The following is a 17,049-nucleotide window of genomic DNA, read 5'->3' on the forward strand; positions in this document are numbered from 1 at the left end:
TGGTTATTTCACGCTAAAGGTATATTGCCCCTTCGTCTTGTGACCATCCACGGAGACAACGTGCCAGTCGACCGTATATTTTCCTGCTTCAAGCGTTTGATCAAGCGGAACAATCAGCTGCGTTTTGTCCTGCTCACTGCGCGATGCCTTGCCCGTTTTGATCTGTTCTTTGTTAGGACCGGTCAGCGTTGCACCGCTGAATCCCGGCTCTACGCCTTCAGAAAAATTCAGCGTCAACGCCTGAGGAGATGCCGCAATTTCAGCGTTAGCCACCGGACTTTGTTTTGTGAGGTGGGCATGCGCCAATGCCGCAGGTGTTGCCAGAACGCTGGCGAGTACGATGAGCGCGTTGCGAAGCATAGATGCAGATGAAGCCATTTCAACTATTCCTTTTTGTTATGTCTAACCTGTAGAGAATAACCTTCTACAATGGTCGAGTCGAGAATCATCATTTCTGTCTTGCCATAATTATGTTTGATGCGAATCGTTTAACTACCTGATTTATATTTATTATAAACTCAAAAAGAACCACTACAAGGGCAATTCCTTTAGTCATACATCAGGCGTTCTCAACCCTATGGTTGTAATATATCGCAGACCGTACTCAGTATGTAACCCAATAAAAAAAAAGAAATTTTACTCACTATCGTTTGTATCAAAAGTCTTGATGTAAGGACAGTGTTTCGATTTTGTGATGTAAGTAAACGTATAAATACTATTGCTATACACACATAAGGTTTTCCCGTTCCCTGTGGTTGACTGTTCCGGATTGTTCATGGTCACACGCCCAGCGCCAGCGCTGAAGGTCATTATCAATCCGATAAGTATCGCTGCATATCTTTTCATTTTTCATTCCCCTTGTTGTCATCAGTGCTAACTCAGTGTAAGTGCCGCCATGAAAATACATCAATCGATCAAAAATAATTATCGATTTGATAGAAATTATTCATAGAACTAGTTAGAGTGTATGCATGAGATTTTCACTTCACGGCATGAAAGGATGATGGCTTTGACTACTAACCAAATGAAAAACAATAATCTGTACTTCTATCTCTACATGGCGATTCCAGTCCTGTTCCCGGCTATTTACTTTTTCACCATGAATGATGTGGCTGCTCTCATCGTTTTCTATGTGGCTGCCATCATCTGTGTGATTTTCGACCAGAAGGAAATAGTTAAGGCTGGCAACGAATCCAAACCTCAGTTTGTAGGGTCGGCTCTGGGGATTCTCATTTTTCCACCTCTTTACGTTTACGGGAGGGCTAAAACTGCTGACTTGAAGATGAGCACACGATGGGCGTGGTTCTTCGCATACATTGCAGTTGCGTTGAGTTGTTCCGCCATCACTGTTGTTTTAGATGACAGCGAAACACTTAAGACGAGCGCTTGTGAGATCACGACTTCAATATTCAAAGACAAGGGGAGTGAGGTGAAGTGCCTTGTTGTGGAGGATGTGAAGAAGGTTGCAGACAAAAACTATCGCGCGAAAGCTGTGTTGAGTAATGGCATTGATATGCCCATCACCATTGAAGAGCGTAACGACGATTACATTTATGTGACGTTAGCCCCGCTGAGTGGCTTTCTTGAGTAATAGACCGACGCAGGGGGAGCAATCCCCAAATCTTACCCAGTCTACCGCCACGAAGATTTCAGATGTACCTTATTACCAAATAGCGCACAGAAGAATAATATCCCCGGCACAATGTCTGATCGGCCAGGCCGCTTCTCGCTGCTCATAAACGTAACATTATTGATAAATAAGATTCTCAGGAGGTTAACCCGTAAACCTCCTGAGGGGCAATTGCCCTACGTTACAAAGAATCTACTTGCCTAGTCTAGGCTAAAAGAAAATAACTCACTTTCGTTACAAAAAATATTGATTTCTAGCATCTTTTCATGTGGTCGTGGTAAACGAAGCCCTTTGGATTTTATATTGATTCCCCACTGAAGCACATTGGTACTATAAAGGTACTTCATTATATTTGATCAGGATCTCAATCTCCCCTCCCACAGCATAAAAAATTTATGCTTTAGTGGTAGTCAAACCAGATATTTTATTCTAGTGTGTATTGAGACTAATCTGATGGAAGTTTTTGAAATGGATGATGAAGAAAGACGCTTGTGGAAAAATTTTAGGGATGCGTTAAGGCGCTTATTGGAGCACCCGGACTTAAGCTCTTCACAGAGGGATTACATTCTTAAAAACATCAGAGGATTTGCGCCAGAATATAATGTAATTGATTTGCGTAGTAAGCAACATAAGAAAAAGGAGTAAATATTCCTGAACCAGCCCCCAGAACCCTTCACCATTATATTATTTTAGACTGGCCCCCTGCTTCTTTTACATCTTTATCATCTGGAATGAAAATTTAATGATATATCTCAAATGATTAACGTCAGAAAGTGGTAATAACATACTTACGGTGACGTTAGTCTGATTCGTAACACGTTGAGTCGCCCCCCATACTGCTTTGGAGATGTTGATTCTGATGGTTGTTACAAAACTGTATGTTATCCGCAAGACAAGCATCTATCTTCCTGAGTTCAGCTATGTCGCCAAACTCTATTATTCCAAATCAGAAGGGGTAAGCGATGACATTTAATATTGATGATATTGATGCTTCATTATCCGCATTGAATGCGGCGCTTAAAGAGCATTATCTCCGGGGGGAAAAATTACTGTACCTGATCTTGTTTGGTGATTTGACCGATCACAACATAATAGATAATGATTCTCATCTTCATTGTCAGTTTTGTGAATGGCTGACGTTGCGTATGCGGGGCGATACCCTAGACAGAAATATGGTTTTGAGTATCAGCCGCAATCACGACGCGATGCACAATATTACTCGAATGTTAATGCAGGCTGTAGTATCCGGAACCACGACAAAAGAACTGGTTAGCCAGTATCATGGCTGCCAACTTGCATTTATTGACAGTATAGAGACCTACAGATCCAGTCTCTCTACATTCCGTAACCAGCATGACACCTTAACAGGGTTACCATTACGGCATCTGTTATACCAAGAATATCCATCCTTTCTTGAGCGTTGCCGACGAAACCTGTCCGAATTTTATGTGCTAATGCTGGATATTGACCGTTTTAAAAGCATCAATGATACCTGGGGGCATAACGCGGGCGATGAAGTGCTTAGACTGGTTGCGAGCAGGTTAAGTTCAGCGACTCGCCGTTCAGAGCGTCTTTACCGTTTTGGCGGTGAAGAGTTTATTATACTGCTGGAGACAAAAGGTCGCATGGCCGCTGAATCTGCTGCGGAACGTATCCGTTGCAACCTGAGTAGTTATGAGATCATTATTTCTGGGCAGCTAGTGCATATTACTGTAACGGGGGGACTAACCCGTGTGGAAGCACATGAGGAACTGCATTCGGTAATTGCCCGAGCGGATAATGCTATGTACTACGGTAAAAATAATGGGCGTAATTGTTGTGTGACGGTTATGGCTGATGGAGAGCCGAGTCGGATATCTAGATAGCAGCCTCTAATGCCAGTAAAGTAAATTGTCAAAATATAACAAATAGTTACCTGAAAATATGATATGAGGGTCTGAACATGCCCTGTTATGTTCAGACCCTCCGTTTAAAATATCATCAACAAATTGTCTGATCTGCCAGGCAGGTTCTCTCCGCACGTAAAGGTAACTCTCGATCTTTTACAAATATCATACGGGTGTCACCGCTGGCGTCGAACAGAGTAGTATCAACAATCGAACGTTTTATGATACCAGTAAACCCTACCTTAAATTGGTGTCATTAAATTAGCATATTGACATTATGATACCATTAGTTAATTATGATACCGTTTTTGATACCAATCAGGGGAGTGATTATGAGCCGTACATTTGCATATTGCCGTGTGTCCACCAGCGAACAGTCGACAGAAAACCAGATTATGGCGATTCGTCAGGCTGGCTATGAGGTGAATGATAACAGGGTGGTATCAGAAACCGTGTCAGGAGGAGTACAGGCAATGCAGCGCAAAGGCTTTGCTGATATGGTGACTCATAAACTGGAGGCTGGGGATCAGCTTGTAGTATTGAAACTGGACCGCCTGGGAAGGGACAACATCGACGTGCAGCAAACCATTACGATGCTGGTGGATAAAGGGATTGATGTTGTTTCACTGGATCTGCCTGTGCGTAACCTTTCCAGCGCGGAAGGGAAGTTGATGCTGCAAATGTTTTCTGCGTTTGCAGAGTTCGAAAAATCCCGCATCATTGAACGTACAAAAGAGGGTTTAGTAAGAGCCAGGAAGGAAGGGAAGAAGTTAGGCCGTCCGGTTGCGTCAGATACCCTTCAGCGTGTACAGGAAGCCAGAGCTAAGGGGCTGAGTCAGTCCAAAGCGGCGTTAGCATTGAATTTAAGTCTCCCAACTATCAAACGAAACTGGAACATCAAAGAGGCGTAAGATTTAACCTGTCTTCACTAAGATTCAGATACTGCCCTGCCAACGTGTGAGGCTTAATTATGGCTATTTTCGGGTCAATTAATCCGAAATATTCCGGCGTCAGTAAATCCAGCGGAGCCGCACACCAGCTTAAATCTACGTGGAAAAGATAGAGATGTGGTGCTATATTCAAAAGTTGAGCCGTGATATATGAGAGAAGGCATTGTTAAACGCAATGAGCGCTATCGTGAGCGCTTTTTGTGGCGTGGGTAATGCGAAGGTACTGCCTCCTGATTTGAAGGCCGTAGAGAGCGTTACGCGAAGGATTTAGCAATTATGGTTTTTATTGCTCAATTCTGATGTTGAGTGTACCCGATCCCCATTTCCGGTCTGATACTTCCCACGCTCTTTCGCCAGATACGATACCCACAGAAAAGGCCCCTCGAGCGTTTTCGGCTTATTTCTTTCGATAATGTAATAATTCGGATATCTTTCCGTTGCCTTTGGCAGTTCCACCAGCGCCGCTTTACCGCCCGTCAGACCCATCCAGATTTCAACAATGCTTCCGGCAATGCCACTTGTGGGTGTCCCAAGGCGTCTGACCTGTCGATGCGGGAGGGCAATCCAGCAATGGTAATGCACCTGTTTTGCTTTCTCTTGCTCCCGTACCCAGCCATAAGCAAAGTTGAGGATCGGTTCTGCCAACCCCACAGGTCGGTTTAATTTAGACTTCAGACGTTCACGTAGTTTTTTAAACAGGTCGCTTACCCACCTGTTGCCTGTGTCTATTGGGGTATTCTCAGGTAAGCGTAAATCGAAGCGAGAGAAGTAAACCCGGCTGTAGATGGATAGTATTGCATCAAGCTGTTCTGCTACTGGGGTAAGGATATCAAGGCGAATACCAGATTGGTCGGTGGTGTTGATCGGGTAGGCGTAACCATGACGAATGAAAACATCACCTGTGATGACCTTGTAACGCCCGTGTGTATGGACTTTGGTTGTGTAAGGAGTAGCCTGTGTGAGTACTGAATGAGTAGTTCCTTCTTCTGACACAACAACCCCGTTAGTTATTTATGTAAACAACCCTCGCGTACACACACGTATAAGTTATTACCATCTGACCACCGTAAAACGAAGCAATTACGGGTAGCATAAACCCCATCAGACAAAGGCTAATGGTAAAAAAGATGGATAAAATTTTTTCGAAGAAAGTTTACATGATGTAGATAATCCCAAAATTACAATAGCGCACAAGTCATGGCAGTGCAAAGATTATTTTTAATCTGTGGTATTTTTCGGGTTTGCTTCTGCCATTTTGCCGTTTTTGCGATAACCCAACAAGGTACTTCCCAGTTGATAAGTGCTTTGCTTTGGATCAGTGGGCAGCGCTGACATTCTGGTTACATACGGGCAGGAATTGATGCGTTCTGGCGCGGTCAGAACCAGCAACAGATACCGCCACGACCAATATTATCTTTTCGAGAAAAAGTCTCTTCCTAATGGTTCCGGCAGCCCCAATGCGGCGACCATCCTGTCCGATGCAGCCATGTATCCATCAATATCTGTAGCGTCTAGAGATGTTTCTAGAACATCAGAAAAAACAGCCGCGAACTTTGTATAAAGCTGATCATGCGGCGTCCTAGTAAGCGTATAAGATTTTTCTTTACCCTGCATAACCCCTTGAAAAGTCATGTGGCTATAGTCATGAAATCTGAAATCAATTCTCAAGGCTTTGTCTTTTAATTTTGAAATAGTGATTTCAGGTAGGCACTTTCTTACAACCTCGCGGATTTGCATCCGGTCAGTATGGGTGACATCGCCCAATAGTTCATCTGAAAACAGGCTAAGTGTCTTTATGATCAACTCATCCAACTCGTTCTCTGAACCCTGTAGAGCTAATTTCTGTTTCAGGGAGTCCAGTTCTAATAATAGGGATTGCTCACGCTGTGAAAGCACTGCAACTTGTTCTATTAATTCCTGAATCGGTCCAATCGTGCTGATCGCCTGCGCCTGATTGGTTAACTGTTTCTTTACTAACCCCAGTTCAGTCTCTTTAGATTCAATTAATGGCGTCAAATCTTCCGTTTTAGTGTTTCCTAACAGGATACTATGCGTATATCCGTACACCAGAGCACGGGCTGTTAAATTCTCAACAATACTTCCGTTAACTGACCAGACCTTACAGGACGATTTCTGAATTTTTCCATTTGAACAAACATAGCGAAGTCGACCTTCTCGACTATATGCAATCATAGGACCACCGCATAACCCACACTTCAGAACACCTAATCCAGATAAAAGGCTGATCATTTTTTTCTGTTCACCTTGTACAAACTTGTTCCCAGTTCTGATGTCCTGAATACGTGCAAACTGTTCAGGCGTCACCAACGCAGGGTAATACCCATCTAGCTTGTGCTCATAACCTTCAATTGTCAGTTTCTTCACCCCCATTAATGCAGGGTTTTTTCTCATCGTCACCAAGTTAGGGACTGCCCATTTTTTTACACCTTGATCAATCTGTCTCTTTGTCGGTTTTGGGGCTGGATATAAGTCTAAATGTGAATTCAGATATGCAGTGACACGGAAGCAACCCCACCCCATAAGGAACAGCTCTACAGCCTTTTGTGCTGCAACCCAGTGAACCGGATGTGGTTTAACTGCTTCATATTTCGAACCACTCGAGTCAAACCACCACGGATCATTACTCATGTTTTTTATGTTGGTGGGTTGACCTTGTTTAAAACGAGCAACAAGCGCCCTAGCAGTGTTGTTGGTGCGATTCTGTTTAGTTTTAGATTCTTCGTTTGCTCTACTGAACATCAGCAATGAAATCAACATATCTGTAGGATTTTCATTTGCTGATTCCATCGTATAGACGCGCTGATCCATACCTGTTACTACAGTCAAACCTAGATCGAGCAAATCAAGCAATAGCTTTTGTGCAGTCCCTACCCCGCTCCGCGTGAGTCGGTCCAAGTTTTCAATAAAAATGGTTGAATCCTTTTCTATAACCCCATCTTTGACAGCTTGAATAAATGAACCTAAAGCACCATGTGTAATATTTTTACCTTTGAATGCGGATATCCCAGCGTCTCTAATTTCTGCGTATTCCAAGCCATTCTCAGTAGCATAATTGCGTGCAGCTTCTGTCTGCCTAGCTAAAGATGTCCCCACCGTTTGTTTCTGGCTTGACCAGCGGATATAGCTGTATAATTTTTTCATGTAGTGGTGTCTCAGTAGGTCCGTTTCCTTGTGGATGTCACTAGTTTACATCAACTGCATTGATTGGCATCTATTTATATTATGGCTTGCCATTAACGCACACTCTTAGTAACTTTGCGCGCCGAAAGACAGAGAAAAGGAGAAGCCCATGAACATCAATCTGGCCAAACTTGAGCAAGCGGAAATGGATAAGGTCAATGTCGATCTGGCTGCGGCTGGAGTGGCATTTAAGGAGCGATACAATATGCCCGTTGTTGCAGAAGTTGTTGAACGCGAACAGCCAGAGCATTTACGCGACTGGTTCCGCGAAAGACTCATCGCGCACCGCCTGGCATCCGTTTCGCTTTCACGTTTACCATACGAGCCTAAAGTTAAATAAAACTTATATTACGTTACGATTCCTTACATGACGCCTGCTACAGTATAAGCATATTCTTAATCCACACATTAAGGATGGTTGTAGACACTATGAAAAGGAAATCATTATGTCATACTGGAAAATCGCAGCAGCACAATACGAACCTCTTCACACCTCAGTTACCGAACATGTCGCGCATCACCTGCAATTCATTCATGCGGCAGCTCAATGCCAATGTGAATTGCTGGTCTTCCCTTCCCTCTCATTGCTGGGTTGTGTTGATGAGAATGACGCGCTTCCTGCCCCACCCGATGAAGCGCTGTTAGAACCTCTCGCACATGCCGCCGCGACTTATCGCATGACGATAATTGCGGGACTACCGGTAGAACATAACAACCGGTTCGTGAAAGGCATTGCACTTTTCTCTCCCTGGATGACTTCGCCACTAACCTTCCATCAGAGCCACGGGGCCTGTATTGCCAGACAGCGAAATGCCATCAGCGTTGTAGATAGCCAACCGGAAGGCATTGATATCGACCCGGCCTATTCGCTGTTCACCAGCTGCCAGTCAGTCAGTGAACCGGAACTGCTCTCCTCTACATCTCGCCTACAAAGTTTCTCACATAAATTCGCCATCGCGGTATTAATGGCCAATGCGCGGGGTAGCAGTGCGTTATGGGATGAACGAGGTCGATTGATTGTTCGCGCAGACAGCGGTTCGTTACTGTTAACCGGCCAACGCACGCCACGGGGTTGGCAAGGTGATATCATTCCATTACGCTAGTCGTTTTGGGTCAGGAGCATGGCATGTTGCGCATAATAGATACAGAAACCTGTGGTCTACAGGGAGGCATTGTTGAAATTGCTTCTGTCGACGTGGTTGACGGAAAAATAGTCAACCCCATGAGCCACCTGGTACGCCCTGACCGCCCCATCAGCCCACAGGCGATGGCTATCCATCGCATTACTGAAGCAATGGTGGCCGATAAGCCATGGATTGAAGACGTCATCCCGCAGTATTACGGCAGCGAGTGGTACGTGGCGCACAATGCCAGCTTTGACCGCCGCGTATTGCCCGATATGCCCGGGGAATGGATTTGCACCATGAAGCTCTCCCGTCGGTTGTGGCCGGGGATCAAATACAGCAACATGGCGCTGTATAAATCGCGCAAGCTGAGCGTCCAGACGCCAGCGGGTCTCCACCATCACCGCGCCCTGTACGATTGCTACATTACTGCGGCACTGCTGATCGACATCATGCAGACGTCAGGCTGGACAGCCGATCAAATGGTCGATATTACCGGCCGTCCCGCGTTACTCACTACTTTCACTTTTGGTAAGTACCGCGGAAAACCGGTATCAGAAGTGGCTGAGCGCGATCCGGGCTATCTGCGCTGGTTATTTAATAACCTTGACAATATGAGCCCGGAACTGCGATTAACGCTAAAACACTATTTGGATCACGCCTGAGCAGGCAGTGTTCCCTGCGCCAGTCCAATCAAAAAAGCGTACTCAAGGGCCACGCCTTCGTAAGATTTAAAACGCCCGGATTTACCGCCGTGTCCGGAATCCATATCCGTGCAAAGTAGCAGCAAACGATCGTCCGTTTTCAGCTCACGCAGTTTTGCCACCCATTTTGCTGGCTCCCAGTATTGCACCTGGGAATCGTGTAATCCCGTCGTGACCAGCAGATGTGGGTATGCCTGCGCGGTTACATTGTCATACGGGCTGTAGCTTTTCATATAGGTGTAATACTCTTCGTCCTGCGGATTCCCCCACTCTTCAAACTCACCGGTCGTCAGGGGAATTGATTCATCGAGCATTGTGGTTACCACATCGACAAACGGCACCTGAGCAATAACACCATGGAAGCGTTCCGGGCGCTCATTAATGGCGACGCCCATTAACATGCCTCCGGCGCTTCCGCCCATGCCATAGCATAACTCAGGCGCGCCATAGCCCATTTTTAGCAACGCATCACAGACGTCGAGGTAATCATTAAAGGTATTTTTCTTGTGCAGAAATTTACCGTCCTCGTACCACTGTTGTCCTAATTCACCACCGCCACGCACATGGGCAATAGCATAAACAAAGCCGCGATCCAGTAAGCTCAAACGGCTGCTGCTGAAATCGGCGTCCATGCTGGCGCCATATGATCCATAGCCATAAACCAGTAACGGATTTTTTCCTTTCAGGAAATACTTTTGATGATAAACCAGCGAAACCGGAACCTCGGTGCCATCACGCGCGGTTATCCATAGGTGTTCGCTACGGTAATTCGCCGCATCAAATCCGGGGACCTCCGTCTGCTTAAGCACACGACGTTCCCCGGTGTCCATATCCAGTTCAAACAACGTGTCCGGGGTGGTCATGGAGGAATAGCCATAGCGCAGGCGCGATGCCTCCGGCTCTGGATTATAGGCAAGCCAGGTCACATAAGCCGGATCGTCAAAGGCGATCCCGACCACTTCGCGCGTTTTACGATTAATCTGTCGTAGGCTGGTTAAGCCCCGCTGACGCTCTTCTACCACCAGCCAGTCAGTGAATAGCGTAAAGCCCTCGAGCATCACGTTGTCGCGCGCAGGGATCAGCGTCTCCCAGGCTTGCTCATCACGAACGCGGGTACGATACAGGCCGAAATTTTTCCCCTGACGGTTGGAGCGCAGATAAAAATTGTGTTGATAGTGATCGAGACTGTATTCATGGTCTTTGCGTCGCGCTAAAAAGACCAACGGTTCGGCATCCGCCAGTTCTGCGTCAAGCAGTAAAACCTCACTGGTGGTCGCGCTGGCGATATGAATAACCACATAGTGCAGCGAGGTGGTTTTATGCAGGCTGACATAAAACATATCATCGGCTTCTTCATACACCAGCTCATCCAGTGACGATGGCGAGCCGACCGTATGTCGCCACACCTGATACGGCAATAACGTTGTTTCGTGCTTGCGCACGTAATAGAAAGTCTGAGAATCATTCGCCCAGACCAGATCCGCTTCGACGTTTTCCAGCACTTCCGGATACCAGTTGCCGCTTTGCAGGTTGCGAAAACGCACGCCATATTGCCGGCGAGAGAGATAATCTTCCGCCAGCGCCATGATGGTGTTATCCGGAGATATCGCCAGTCCTCCCAGCGTATAAAACTCGCTGTGTGCCGCGCGCAGGTTCCCATCCAACAGAGTATCCCAATCATCCCACTCTTCATTGAAAGCAGACTGACGCTGATAAATAGCATATTCGCACCCCGGTTCATAAATATGCCGGTAGCGATAACCATTCTTCACATAGGGGGCGGAAGCATCCTGAGGCGGGATACGGTCGATAATTTCTTTCAGGACGCGATCCTGCAAAGCCTGCTGCGAGGCCATAACCTGGCGGCCATACGCATTTTCTTGTTGCAGATAATCCAGCACTTCTGGCTGCGAGCGGGTGTCATCTCGCAGCCAGTAATAATTATCAACACGAGTATCGCCATGCTGCGTCATGGCGTGGGGAATACGAGAAGCTTTTGGTAGCATGTCATTGTTCTTTTGCTTAAACATCCTATAAGGGTGGCAAAAGACAGCAATGATGCAAGCGAAACATGCACCTTAGCGGTAAGCAATTAACCCGGTAAAGCCTGTTTTTGTTCTTTGAGATCCTGTTCAATACCTTCACGAACATCCTGCGGGATCTTCAACGCATCGCCCAGCGCATTGAGATAGCTACGCTCCATAAAGTGGTCGATATCAATCGCCGCACAGCTCAGGAAGTAAATTTCTAGCGCTTCTTCTTCGTTGCGGATCCCTTGCGCCAGGCGCTGGGGATCTAACGGTTGTTCAATGGCTCGTTCAATCAGAACGCGGCCCTGCTCTTCCACGCCCGCTTCACGAAGCTGCTGCTCAATGGCCGCTCGTTCTTTAGCATCAATATGACCGTCGCTTTTCGCCGCAAAAACCAGCGCCAGGATCAGACGCTCGGTTCGCTCATCCAGCGGTGAGCTTTGTACACCGAACTGCGGCTCATCCTGATGCGCAGCGCGAACTTTATCTTTGTACTTGTTCCATAACACGGTACCGGCAACCGCACCGCCGCCCACCAGAAGCGCGCTGGTGCCGTATTTACTCAGTAATTTACGTGAAGATTTGTTGGCAACCAGTAATCCTGCCAGACCGCCTAACGCGCCTGGAACCAGAAGTTTACTCAGCCCTTGCTCGCCAGAAGATGACGTAGAGGATCCTTTTTGCCCAAGAAGAGATTGTAGTTGATTCAGCCAATTAGCCATTTTGCCCCTCAAGTACAGACGAATAATCATCAAAGCGTACCCGAGGGGATGTCAGGAAGTGTTCAGGTCATCAAAAGATGTGCAAATACCTGCGTTACTGCGGCTGATACTCCGCCGTTCCGGCTTTGCAGTCGACTTTTACCTGATAGTGAATATCCGCGCTTTTACCGCGAACCGTCAGGGGAACTGACCATTTCCCGTCTTTGCCCGTAATATCGGGCGTGTTGACCCAGGCGACAGGGTCCGCTTGCCCGACGAGTTTTTGATCGTCAGCCCAGCGCGCGATGCGATTTTGCTGATAGTCACGTTTCACGCTTGCCGCAATACCGTCAGCATCCAGTCCTTCGCACTTGGGGAACTGAACATTCTTGCTTTCCATATTTGCCGCAAATACCGATACGCTGGCAGACAATAACAGCAGGCTCAATAACGCTCTTTTTTTATACATTCTTTTCTCCTTAATCTCCCTTCGTCCTTCAGGTTGCCTGCGGCAACGTGAAATAACGTCAGGGATTGCACAATGATTCAGGGAAAAGCATGGTACAAAACGTCAGGAGCGCAAGTCGTTTCAGGCAGCCTGAGTATCATCCTCAGTGTGTGCATCGTTTTCGACAGCCTGTGGCGAAGGCAGCTTGCCGTTTTTCAGAATGGCGCTCAGCACATCTTTTTGCTCAGCCAGCCACAGGGAAAGAGCTTCACGCTGCTCGTCTTCGAGCGCTACCGGCGATTGCTCCAGCCATGTGTCGAGCAGATCTGCTGTATCCAGCATTTTGTCATACGCATCGGCTTCCTTTTTGCTGGTAAACGACATTTTTTCCTCACCTTCCCGAATGACTACGTATTTAACTTCAACCGCCATTTTTGCAGCCTCTTAAATTACCTGTATTTATGTACAGTATATTCTTTTTAAGCCCTGAAATCAACCTGGTAATAAAGACAGACGCAAACGTTTTCGTATATACTGCGCCCAGATAAAACAGGGGATTAATTTATGACGTTATTAGGCACAGCGCTGCGTCCCGCAGCAACGCGAGTGATGTTATTAGGTTCAGGTGAACTGGGTAAAGAAGTGGCGATTGAATGCCAACGCCTGGGTGTGGAAGTCATTGCCGTGGATCGTTACCCCGACGCGCCAGCCATGCACGTTGCCCATCGCTCCTACGTAATTAACATGCTGGATGGCGAGGCATTACGCCAGCTTGTCGAACGTGAAAAACCACATTACATCGTGCCGGAAATAGAGGCGATTGCCACGGATATGCTGGTCAAACTGGAACAGGAAGGTCAACACGTCGTGCCTTGCGCACGAGCGACCCAACTGACCATGAACAGGGAAGGAATCCGTCGCCTCGCCGCCGAAGAGTTGTCTTTACCCACATCATCTTTCCGTTTTGCAGACACCGAAACACGCTTTCGTGAGGCCGTTGCCGAAATCGGCTATCCCTGCATTGTGAAGCCGGTCATGAGTTCTTCCGGCAAGGGGCAGAGCTTTATCCGTTCAGCCGATCAGCTCACCGAAGCGTGGAACTATGCTCAACAGGGAGGCCGGGCAGGCGCCGGACGCGTTATCGTCGAAGGCGTAGTGAATTTTGATTTTGAAATCACCCTGCTAACCGTCAGCGCCGTTGATGGTGTACATTTCTGCGCGCCGGTAGGTCATCGCCAGGAAGATGGCGATTATCGCGAGTCCTGGCAGCCGCAGCAGATGAGTGACCTGGCGCTTGCGCGCGCGCAGGAGATTGCCCGCAAGGTGGTACTGGCGCTGGGCGGTCACGGACTGTTTGGCGTGGAGCTGTTTGTCTGCGGTGATGAGGTGATTTTCAGCGAAGTCTCCCCTCGCCCTCACGACACGGGTATGGTGACCTTAATTTCGCAGGATCTGTCTGAGTTTGCCCTGCACGTACGTGCATTTCTCGGTCTGCCCGTTGGCGAAATCCGCCAGTATGGACCTTCTGCTTCCGCCGTTATTCTGCCGCAACTTACCAGCCAGAATATCACGTTTGATAACGTGCAAGCCGCTGTAGGTGCGGGTATGCAAGTGCGTTTCTTTGGCAAGCCGGAAATCGACGGGAGCCGTCGTCTGGGCGTTGTGCTGGCCACAGCACAGAGCATTGAAGATGCGGTGATACGCGCGAAAGACGCAGCCGCACAGGTGAAAGTCGCAGGATAAAAACCAGACCCGTAGGCCGGATAAAGCATTGATGCCGTATCCGACCTACGGTTTACGCATTAACGGCTTACTGCTTCGCGCCTTCTACTGCTTCACGAGCCAGCTTGGTAATACGATCGTAATCACCCGCTTCCAGCGCATCCGCCGGAACCAGCCAGGAACCACCGATGCACAGCACGCTTTTCAGTGCCAGGTAGTCACGGTAGTTCGCCGGAGAGATACCGCCGGTTGGGCAGAAACGCACCTGAGAGAACGGACCCGCAATTGCCTGCAGCGCTTTGGTACCACCATTTGCTTCAGCAGGGAAGAATTTGAACTCTTTCAAACCGTAGTCCATACCCAGCATCAGTTCAGACACGGTGCTGATACCAGGGATCAGCGGAATAGTGCCTTCCGTTGCGGCTTTCAGCAGCGGCTCGGTCAGGCCCGGGCTGATAGCAAACTGTGCACCGGCTTCGGTCACTTCAGCCAGCTGTTGTGGATTCAGTACAGTACCTGCACCAACGATAGCGTCCGGAACTTCTTTTGCGATCGCGCGAATGGCATCCATCGCACATGCGGTACGTAAGGTCACTTCCAGAACGCGCACGCCGCCTGCAACCAGCGCTTTTGCCATCGGCACTGCGTGTTCCAGTTTATTAACCACGATAACCGGTACAACCGGGCCAGTGGTCAGGATTGCTTCTGCACTTGTCTTCCAGTTTTTCATCAGAGTTTTCTCTCGCCTGATTACAAAATAAGTCTTAAAAAGTGATACAGGTTGCGCCCTGTTCCGCACCGGACAGCTTTTCACGCAACGCGCTGAACATTTCACGGCCTGTGCCCACGCGCGATGCGCTGAGGTCAGGAATGTGAGGCTGACGAGAAGCAAGTTCCTCTTCATCAACCAGCAGCGTCAATTCACCTGTCTGTCCATTCACACGAATGATGTCGCCATCGCGTACTTTTGCCAGCAGCCCGCCATCATAGGCTTCTGGGGTTACATGGATTGCTGAAGGCACTTTACCTGAAGCACCTGAAAGTCGTCCATCGGTAACTAACGCAATTTTGAAACAACGGTCCAATAATACACCAAGTGGCGGCATGAGTTTATGTAATTCTGGCATTCCGTTTGCTTTTGGTCCCTGATGGCGCACAACGACTACGCAATCACGGTCGAGCAGTCCCGCATCGAAGGCCGGCAATACATCATGCTGACTTTCAAAAACAACCGCGGGCGCTTCAATTACCTGATTTTCTACCGGAACCGCCGACGTTTTCATCACAGCACGTCCGAGGTTACCGCTCAGCACTTTGGTACCGCCGTGGTGGGAGAATGGCTGATCGATGGTAGCAATCACATTGCTGTCCAGAGACTTCGCTGCCCCTTCGCGCCAGTCCAGCTCACCATCGTTGAGCCAGGGTTCCATGGTGTAACGCGACAAACCAAACCCGGCAACGGTGTTCACATCTTCATGCAGCAGACCCGCGTTCAGCAGTTCGCGCATTAACACCGGCACGCCACCCGCTGCCTGGAAGTGGTTAATATCTGCCGGACCATTCGGATACAGACGCGCCATCAACGGCACGATATCGGACAGATCGGAGAAGTCGTCCCAGTTAATCAGAATCCCGGCTGCGCGCGCCATCGCAACAAGGTGCATTGTATGGTTGGTTGACCCCCCGGTCGCCAGCAGCGCGACAATACCGTTCACCACTACTTTTTCATCGATCATTTTACCGATCGGCATCCATTCATTGCCGTTGCCGGTCAGACGCGTTACCTGACGAGCAGCCGCGGCGGTCAACGCCTCGCGCAGCGGGGCATCCGGGTGTACGAATGAGGACCCAGGCAGTTGCATCCCCATAAACTCCACCACCATCTGGTTGGTGTTTGCCGTGCCATAGAACGTACAGGTCCCCGGTGCGTGATAAGACGCCGCTTCGGATTCAAGCAGCGCCATGCGATCGACTTTGCCTTCAGCATACAGCTGACGGATACGCACTTTTTCTTTGTTCGCCAGACCGCTCGCCATCGGGCCGGAGGGAATAAAGATCGAAGGCAGATGACCAAATGACAGTGCCGCCATCACCAACCCCGGGACAATTTTGTCGCACACGCCAAGGAATAACGCGCCGTCGAACATATTGTGTGAGAGGCCGACAGCAGCCGACATCGCAATCACTTCGCGACTCAGCAACGAAAGCTCCATCCCATCCTGTCCCTGGGTCACACCGTCGCACATCGCAGGAACACCGCCAGCGACCTGGCCTACCGCATTGGCTTCATGCAGCGCTTTACGAATGATGTCGGGATAATGTTCGTACGGCTGATGCGCGGAAAGCATGTCGTTATAGGAGGTAATGATCGCGATATTGTTACGCAGCATGCTTTTCAGCGAGGCCTTGTCATCCGGCTGGCAGGCAGCAAAACCATGCGCCAGGTTACCGCACGCCAGTTGTGAACGATGAACGGTAGTCGATTTCGCTTGTTCAATACGGGCAAGGTAGGCGGAACGCGTGTCGCGAGAACGTTCGACAATACGCTTTGTTACGCGTAACAAATTCGGATTCATAGAGGCTCCTAAAATTTATCTGTCAGAGCGTTGGATCAACAATGTGTTTCAGTTGGGTTAAAAACAGCTGAATCGCT

18 protein-coding genes are annotated in these 17,049 nt (G+C 48.4%); 8 read left to right on the forward strand and 10 right to left on the reverse strand.

Going from position 1 to position 17,049, the window contains the following annotated elements; genetic code table 11:
- Nucleotides 1-3: 3 nt before the first annotated feature.
- On the reverse strand, nt 4-378 hold the full coding sequence (yobA, locus tag ACHHZ7_RS11880; RefSeq protein WP_153687338.1) for a CopC domain-containing protein YobA: 375 nt from the start codon (nt 376-378) through the stop codon (nt 4-6).
- A gap of 258 nt (nt 379-636) precedes the next feature.
- On the reverse strand, nt 637-846 hold the full coding sequence (locus tag ACHHZ7_RS11885; protein ID WP_003844137.1) for a hypothetical protein: 210 nt from the start codon (nt 844-846) through the stop codon (nt 637-639).
- A 154-nt stretch (nt 847-1,000) separates the two neighbouring features.
- Here ACHHZ7_RS11885 and ACHHZ7_RS11890 point away from each other — a divergent pair, with 154 nt between their 5' ends.
- From ACHHZ7_RS11890 to ACHHZ7_RS11905, 4 genes are all read left to right on the forward strand, one after another.
- Nucleotides 1,001-1,591 carry a hypothetical protein gene (locus ACHHZ7_RS11890; RefSeq protein ID WP_032939142.1) on the forward strand — a complete coding sequence of 197 codons (591 nt, stop codon included), beginning with the start codon at nt 1,001-1,003 and terminating at the stop codon, nt 1,589-1,591.
- 492 nt (nt 1,592-2,083) lie between these two features.
- Nucleotides 2,084-2,275 (forward strand): hypothetical protein, encoded by a 192-nt coding sequence (locus ACHHZ7_RS11895; protein ID WP_008322661.1) that lies wholly within the window; start codon nt 2,084-2,086, stop codon nt 2,273-2,275.
- A 317-nt stretch (nt 2,276-2,592) separates the two neighbouring features.
- On the forward strand, nt 2,593-3,495 hold the full coding sequence (locus ACHHZ7_RS11900; protein ID WP_003844140.1) for a diguanylate cyclase: 903 nt from the start codon (nt 2,593-2,595) through the stop codon (nt 3,493-3,495).
- Nucleotides 3,496-3,848: 353 nt separating this feature from the next.
- Nucleotides 3,849-4,427 (forward strand): recombinase family protein, encoded by a 579-nt coding sequence (locus ACHHZ7_RS11905; RefSeq protein WP_003844141.1) that lies wholly within the window; start codon nt 3,849-3,851, stop codon nt 4,425-4,427.
- A 306-nt stretch (nt 4,428-4,733) separates the two neighbouring features.
- Here the strand turns inward: ACHHZ7_RS11905 and ACHHZ7_RS11910 are convergent, their stop codons facing one another.
- Both ACHHZ7_RS11910 and ACHHZ7_RS11915 read right to left on the reverse strand, forming a co-directional pair.
- On the reverse strand, nt 4,734-5,459 hold the full coding sequence (locus ACHHZ7_RS11910; protein ID WP_060683693.1) for an inovirus-type Gp2 protein: 726 nt from the start codon (nt 5,457-5,459) through the stop codon (nt 4,734-4,736).
- 417 nt (nt 5,460-5,876) lie between these two features.
- Entirely contained in the window at nt 5,877-7,628 is a 1,752-nt protein-coding gene (locus ACHHZ7_RS11915) for a recombinase family protein (protein ID WP_003844143.1), read from the reverse strand.
- Between the two features lie 148 nt (nt 7,629-7,776).
- On the opposite strand from ACHHZ7_RS11915, the gene ACHHZ7_RS11920 reads away from it, so the two are divergent.
- The 3 genes from ACHHZ7_RS11920 to exoX all read left to right on the forward strand — a co-directional run bounded on the left by ACHHZ7_RS11920 (nt 7,777) and on the right by exoX (nt 9,456).
- On the forward strand, nt 7,777-8,007 hold the full coding sequence (locus ACHHZ7_RS11920; protein ID WP_003034925.1) for a DNA polymerase III subunit theta: 231 nt from the start codon (nt 7,777-7,779) through the stop codon (nt 8,005-8,007).
- A 106-nt stretch (nt 8,008-8,113) separates the two neighbouring features.
- Nucleotides 8,114-8,770 (forward strand): carbon-nitrogen hydrolase family protein, encoded by a 657-nt coding sequence (locus ACHHZ7_RS11925; RefSeq protein WP_008785043.1) that lies wholly within the window; start codon nt 8,114-8,116, stop codon nt 8,768-8,770.
- 23 nt (nt 8,771-8,793) lie between these two features.
- Nucleotides 8,794-9,456: an exodeoxyribonuclease X gene (gene exoX, locus ACHHZ7_RS11930; protein ID WP_003833802.1), complete on the forward strand. Its 663-nt coding sequence runs from the start codon at nt 8,794-8,796 to the stop codon at nt 9,454-9,456.
- On the opposite strand, the gene ptrB is transcribed toward exoX, so the two are convergent.
- The 4 genes from ptrB to yebG all read right to left on the reverse strand — a co-directional run bounded on the left by ptrB (nt 9,447) and on the right by yebG (nt 13,106).
- A complete protein-coding gene (gene ptrB, locus ACHHZ7_RS11935; RefSeq protein WP_192463962.1) occupies nt 9,447-11,501 on the reverse strand; it encodes an oligopeptidase B in 2,055 nt (684 codons plus the stop codon). The two genes, exoX and ptrB, sit on opposite strands and share 10 nt — an antisense overlap.
- A gap of 86 nt (nt 11,502-11,587) precedes the next feature.
- Nucleotides 11,588-12,247, reverse strand: a complete 660-nt coding sequence (locus ACHHZ7_RS11940) for a tellurite resistance TerB family protein (protein WP_048235202.1) — start codon at nt 12,245-12,247, stop codon at nt 11,588-11,590.
- 94 nt (nt 12,248-12,341) lie between these two features.
- Nucleotides 12,342-12,695 (reverse strand): protein YebF, encoded by a 354-nt coding sequence (gene yebF / locus ACHHZ7_RS11945; RefSeq protein ID WP_020996626.1) that lies wholly within the window; start codon nt 12,693-12,695, stop codon nt 12,342-12,344.
- Between the two features lie 120 nt (nt 12,696-12,815).
- Nucleotides 12,816-13,106, reverse strand: coding sequence for a DNA damage-inducible protein YebG (gene yebG, locus ACHHZ7_RS11950; RefSeq protein ID WP_032943780.1), 291 nt, complete (start codon nt 13,104-13,106; stop codon nt 12,816-12,818).
- A gap of 132 nt (nt 13,107-13,238) precedes the next feature.
- On the opposite strand from yebG, the gene purT reads away from it, so the two are divergent.
- The gene (purT, locus tag ACHHZ7_RS11955) at nt 13,239-14,417 is read left to right on the forward strand and encodes a formate-dependent phosphoribosylglycinamide formyltransferase (protein WP_003833812.1); all 1,179 of its coding nucleotides are present in this window, start codon (nt 13,239-13,241) and stop codon (nt 14,415-14,417) included.
- A gap of 67 nt (nt 14,418-14,484) precedes the next feature.
- Here purT and kdgA read toward each other — a convergent pair whose 3' ends face one another.
- Nucleotides 14,485-15,126, reverse strand: coding sequence for a bifunctional 4-hydroxy-2-oxoglutarate aldolase/2-dehydro-3-deoxy-phosphogluconate aldolase (gene kdgA / locus ACHHZ7_RS11960; protein WP_003034901.1), 642 nt, complete (start codon nt 15,124-15,126; stop codon nt 14,485-14,487).
- Nucleotides 15,127-15,160: 34 nt separating this feature from the next.
- On the reverse strand, nt 15,161-16,972 hold the full coding sequence (gene edd, locus ACHHZ7_RS11965; protein WP_008785050.1) for a phosphogluconate dehydratase: 1,812 nt from the start codon (nt 16,970-16,972) through the stop codon (nt 15,161-15,163).
- Nucleotides 16,973-17,049: the final 77 nt, after the last annotated feature.

It is taken from the genome of Citrobacter freundii complex sp. 2024EL-00216 (genome assembly GCF_043945515.1).
Lineage (GTDB): Bacteria > Pseudomonadota > Gammaproteobacteria > Enterobacterales > Enterobacteriaceae > Citrobacter > Citrobacter portucalensis.

What these genes read in the sequence shown, in the direction of transcription:
- yebF (WP_020996626.1), bottom strand. Translation starts at nt 12,695, where the DNA reads ATGTATAAAAAAAGAGCGTTATTGAGCCTGCTGTTATTGTCTGCCAGC.
- ptrB (WP_192463962.1), bottom strand. Translation starts at nt 11,501, where the DNA reads ATGCTACCAAAAGCTTCTCGTATTCCCCACGCCATGACGCAGCATGGC.
- yebG (WP_032943780.1), bottom strand. Translation starts at nt 13,106, where the DNA reads ATGGCGGTTGAAGTTAAATACGTAGTCATTCGGGAAGGTGAGGAAAAA.
- edd (WP_008785050.1), bottom strand. Translation starts at nt 16,972, where the DNA reads ATGAATCCGAATTTGTTACGCGTAACAAAGCGTATTGTCGAACGTTCT.
- purT (WP_003833812.1), top strand. Translation starts at nt 13,239, where the DNA reads ATGACGTTATTAGGCACAGCGCTGCGTCCCGCAGCAACGCGAGTGATG.
- ACHHZ7_RS11925 (WP_008785043.1), top strand. Translation starts at nt 8,114, where the DNA reads ATGTCATACTGGAAAATCGCAGCAGCACAATACGAACCTCTTCACACC.
- ACHHZ7_RS11920 (WP_003034925.1), top strand. Translation starts at nt 7,777, where the DNA reads ATGAACATCAATCTGGCCAAACTTGAGCAAGCGGAAATGGATAAGGTC.
- kdgA (WP_003034901.1), bottom strand. Translation starts at nt 15,126, where the DNA reads ATGAAAAACTGGAAGACAAGTGCAGAAGCAATCCTGACCACTGGCCCG.
- ACHHZ7_RS11900 (WP_003844140.1), top strand. Translation starts at nt 2,593, where the DNA reads ATGACATTTAATATTGATGATATTGATGCTTCATTATCCGCATTGAAT.
- ACHHZ7_RS11940 (WP_048235202.1), bottom strand. Translation starts at nt 12,247, where the DNA reads ATGGCTAATTGGCTGAATCAACTACAATCTCTTCTTGGGCAAAAAGGA.
- ACHHZ7_RS11885 (WP_003844137.1), bottom strand. Translation starts at nt 846, where the DNA reads ATGAAAAGATATGCAGCGATACTTATCGGATTGATAATGACCTTCAGC.
- ACHHZ7_RS11890 (WP_032939142.1), top strand. Translation starts at nt 1,001, where the DNA reads ATGATGGCTTTGACTACTAACCAAATGAAAAACAATAATCTGTACTTC.
- ACHHZ7_RS11905 (WP_003844141.1), top strand. Translation starts at nt 3,849, where the DNA reads ATGAGCCGTACATTTGCATATTGCCGTGTGTCCACCAGCGAACAGTCG.
- yobA (WP_153687338.1), bottom strand. Translation starts at nt 378, where the DNA reads ATGGCTTCATCTGCATCTATGCTTCGCAACGCGCTCATCGTACTCGCC.
- ACHHZ7_RS11895 (WP_008322661.1), top strand. Translation starts at nt 2,084, where the DNA reads ATGGAAGTTTTTGAAATGGATGATGAAGAAAGACGCTTGTGGAAAAAT.
- exoX (WP_003833802.1), top strand. Translation starts at nt 8,794, where the DNA reads ATGTTGCGCATAATAGATACAGAAACCTGTGGTCTACAGGGAGGCATT.
- ACHHZ7_RS11915 (WP_003844143.1), bottom strand. Translation starts at nt 7,628, where the DNA reads ATGAAAAAATTATACAGCTATATCCGCTGGTCAAGCCAGAAACAAACG.